This window comes from Spirulina sp. CS-785/01, assembly GCF_028330525.1.
Lineage (GTDB): Bacteria > Cyanobacteriota > Cyanobacteriia > Cyanobacteriales > Spirulinaceae > JAQMSD01.
In genome coordinates this window covers 1-3,586 of sequence record NZ_JAQMSD010000045.1, presented here as the reverse complement: position 1 = coordinate 3,586, position 3,586 = coordinate 1, and the positions used below count along the sequence as shown (strand labels likewise).

Annotated in this window: 3 protein-coding genes; 1 reads left to right on the top strand and 2 read right to left on the bottom strand. The window is 47.7% G+C overall.

Annotation, left to right across the window (positions count from 1 at the left end):
• Positions 1 to 209: 209 nt before the first annotated feature.
• Positions 210 to 2,249, bottom strand: coding sequence for an amylo-alpha-1,6-glucosidase (locus PN462_RS02225; protein WP_272126264.1), 2,040 nt, complete (start codon positions 2,247 to 2,249; stop codon positions 210 to 212).
• Positions 2,250 to 2,443: 194 nt separating this feature from the next.
• Here PN462_RS02225 and PN462_RS02220 point away from each other — a divergent pair, with 194 nt between their 5' ends.
• Entirely contained in the window at positions 2,444 to 2,929 is a 486-nt protein-coding gene (locus PN462_RS02220) for a hypothetical protein (RefSeq protein ID WP_272126263.1), read from the top strand.
• 9 nt (positions 2,930 to 2,938) lie between these two features.
• Here PN462_RS02220 and PN462_RS02215 read toward each other — a convergent pair whose 3' ends face one another.
• Positions 2,939 to 3,331 (bottom strand): allophanate hydrolase-related protein, encoded by a 393-nt coding sequence (locus PN462_RS02215; RefSeq protein WP_272126262.1) that lies wholly within the window; start codon positions 3,329 to 3,331, stop codon positions 2,939 to 2,941.
• Positions 3,332 to 3,586 lie beyond the last annotated feature (255 nt).

The window sequence follows — 3,586 nt, the reverse complement described above, 5'->3', positions numbered from 1 at the left end:
GGAGTGGTGGGTGGGGAGGGAGTGGTGGGTTTTGAGGGGAATGGTTGCGCTAAACCGGGAAAACTGGTAAATACACAGAGAGTAAAAAATAATAATAGTAACCAAGCAAAAAATTTCATTGGAGAGTAAGGAAATTGACCCACAGGAAGAAAAAGGGCATCACCGAACTTGTGCCTTATATCTTATTGTACACGCTCCTAAACAGGGGTTTAATGATTCCGAATTAAAAAGAACCAAATGCGTAAAACCTCTGCCACTGTCCAGGCTTGGGCAAAGGCCCCTCTGGGGGTGTGGGGGGGGTTGCCATCGAAAATCTCGCTTAAATTGCCCACACAGCCCGATTTGAGGTGATCGCGCATGGGATCAAGGAAAGATTTGGCTTGGCTGAGGTCGTGATAGACTTGCCAATGGGCTTGGATGAAATGCCCGATTAACCAACCCCAGACGGTCCCTTGATGGTATGCGCCATCGCGTTGGATGCGATCGCCGCCATAAATTCCTATATAATTTTCTTCATAGGGAGCCAGCGATCGCAAACCATGAGAAGTTAATAAATGCTGGGCCACTTTATCCACCACCTTCTGTTGTTCTTGGGGCATTAATAAAGGCATCCCCCCATAAGCAGCAGTCACCACCGGGAGAGACACGGCAAAAATCTGATTGGGCCGCAACAACCCATCATTCCCTTTGGGAGTATCCAACACATCAAAACAATAGCCCTTCTCTGGATTCCAAAAACGACTAAATCCCCGCAAGGTTTGGGCGGCCTGATCCTCGTAGCGTTGGTAATTTTGCCCAAACTGTCGCCCCCAATAGGCCATCAACACCAAAGCATTATACCAAAGAGCATTAACTTCAATGGGCTTCCCATGCCGGGGAGTCACTACCCAGTTATCCACCTTTGCATCCATCCAAGTCAACTGTTCCCCCGGCGATCCCGCCTGTAAGAGACCATCTTTCGGATCAAGTTTAATATGGTAACGAGTCCCCCGAATATGCCAGTCAATCACCTCTGCTAACTTGGGAAACAACTCCACAATTAACTCGTCATCTTGGGTTTTTTCCCAATAGGCTCGCAGGGCTTCAAAATACCAGAGAATGGCATCTACAGTATTATAAGCGGGTTGGTGTGTGCCATCGGGGAATAAATTGGGCAACATTCCCTGATCTAAATAAAAGGCATAAGTCCGCAAAATTTTCCGGGCAATATCAAACCGTCCGGTGGTCAACGTCAACCCCGGTAAACTAATCATAGTATCCCGGCCCCAATCCCCAAACCAAGGATATCCCGCAATAATACTTTTCCCATGGGGATCATCGGGGAGGGTGCGATCTACAATAAACTGATCGGCGGCTAAGAGTAACGATTGAATCCACTCTGGGAGACGAGGGAGAGATGCAGGGGCCCCTTGGGTCCCCCATTGGATTAATTGTTGACTGTGATTGCGCCGTTGTTCATACATTTGGGGAATATCTAAATTAGGGGAAGGGTGGGTACTGGCCACCAACGTTACTGTTTCCCCTCGTCGGAGTTTCGTTTCCATGGTGGCCCCGTGGAGGTGATCATCTCGGTCGGGTAAACCCCGATACTGCTCTCTGGGGAGGTCAAATTGATAATACCATTGGGGGTAAATGTGCCATTGGGGTTGGGGATAGCGATGTTTGGATTTACCTTGAATACAGGAGACTTGAAAGGGAATTGCTTCGGGAAAGGCTTGAATTTGAATGCCCTGGGGGTGAGATTGAATATTCATTGGCCAATCATCTCCTTGGGTGTTGTGGTGGGAGTCGCGGTAGTTGACGAGGGTTTTAATGGCGAGGGTGAGGGGGTATTTTCCCCGTCGGAGACGATAGCGAATATAGGTGGTGTTTTCCCCCTGCTGCATCCAGATGGATTTTTCTAGGAGGACATCCGCGAAGGCATAAAGCCAGGTGACAATTCCTTTGTGGAGGTAAAACCGTTCGATGTGTAAATAGCCTTGGGGGGCGATTGTACCATCAGTCCAACGGTTGGCGTAGAGGGGATAGGGGCGATTTTGATAATGGCAATCTTCGTCCAGTTTGGCGAGGAGGAGGGTGCGGCCTAGGGGGGGGTCTAAGGCGGCCATCAATAACCCATGATAGCGTCGGGTGAGTAAGCCGGAAATTGTCCCGGTGGCATAACCGCCAATGCCGTTGGTGAGTAGCCATTCCCGGCTTTCGGCGGTAGGGAGGTGGTTGCAAATATCTCGTCCAAACTCAATGGTCATGGGAGTGGATGGGGAAGCTACGGTTCTGCGTTACACTGAGTAAACTCTGAATTTATTTTTCAATTGGTGTATTGAAAATAAAGTAATTTGGGCAATTATCCGTAAATGCCCTGAGTAATACTGTAGCCTGTATTAGCACAGAAATGAATGGCCCTTTACCCCGATTACCCGTCCTTTACTATCTCGATTAAACTATGAGTTCTCTAGCTCCTGCAACCCATTTAACTGTTTTATCGTCAGTTGTGTCTAAGGATGAGGAAGTTTTAAATGCGATCGCCCGTGCGATTTCTCTCTCTGCTGAGGCGGAAGAATTTTCTCTCCTACTGGTTTGTTGTGATGATGTCGGTTTACGACGGCAGTATATCGAACGATTATATGCAGCGACGACGGTGACGTTACAGGAGGTTGCGCTACATCCCCGGATTACCTCGTTATTATCGCCGATTGAGTCTTGTCTTAATGCTGATCTCCCCAATGGGTTGATGATTACTGGGTTAGAGACACTGGTTCAATTACGGGAGTTTCTGGAAAATGCCAATATAGAGCGTAACGCGCTCCAGAATACGGCGAAGTTGCCTTTGCTGTTGTGGGTGAATCGGGAGGTTTTAGCGAAGTTACAACGATATGCTCCCGATTTAAAAAATTGGGGGGGCAGTGCTTATTATTTCCCTGCCCGTTAAGAGACTGGGTTAGCTTTGACTGGCTTTATAGGTTGCCCAACTGCCGTTATGGTGGGAGATGTCGGGGTAGCCGTTTTTTTTGATGAGGGATTGGGGATAAAGCATTGCGATCGCTGTTGTCCCGTCTTCAAGTTCAATGGAACTAGGATAGAGGTTGGGCGGTTCATGGGCCAGTAAATAGTCGTATTGGTCTGGGGTCATTTCGTAGAGTTCCCCAGTAATGGCGATGCCTCCCTCCTCTACCTCATAAATACCGGGGTGTTTATCCTCGACGGAGTGGAGACGGTAGAGGGGGGCAGTTTTGCTCGCTTTCACCAAGCGACAGTGGGCAATATTATTATGGTTCGGTTGTCCTCGTAAGGCTGAACCACAGATGAACATTAAGACGTTGCCGTTACTCACGCTGTTTTCTGTACTCCTAGCTGAATTCAGCAATATTATGCCAAAAAACCATACACCTTGGGTTAGAAACCCAAGGCTAAGAGCTTAAACCTGTTCAAAACGGGTTGAAAAACCCACGAAATACACCTTGGGTTAGAAATACACCTTGGGTTAAAAATACACCTTGGGTTAAAAATACACCTTGGGTTAAAAATACACCTTGGGTTAAAAATACACCTTGGGTTAAAAATACACCTTGGGTTAAAAATACACCTT

Bases quoted from the DNA above. Each gene is read 5' to 3' on its own strand.
- PN462_RS02220 (WP_272126263.1), top strand. From the start codon at position 2,444: ATGAGTTCTCTAGCTCCTGCAACCCATTTAACTGTTTTATCGTCAGTT.
- PN462_RS02225 (WP_272126264.1), bottom strand. From the start codon at position 2,249: ATGACCATTGAGTTTGGACGAGATATTTGCAACCACCTCCCTACCGCC.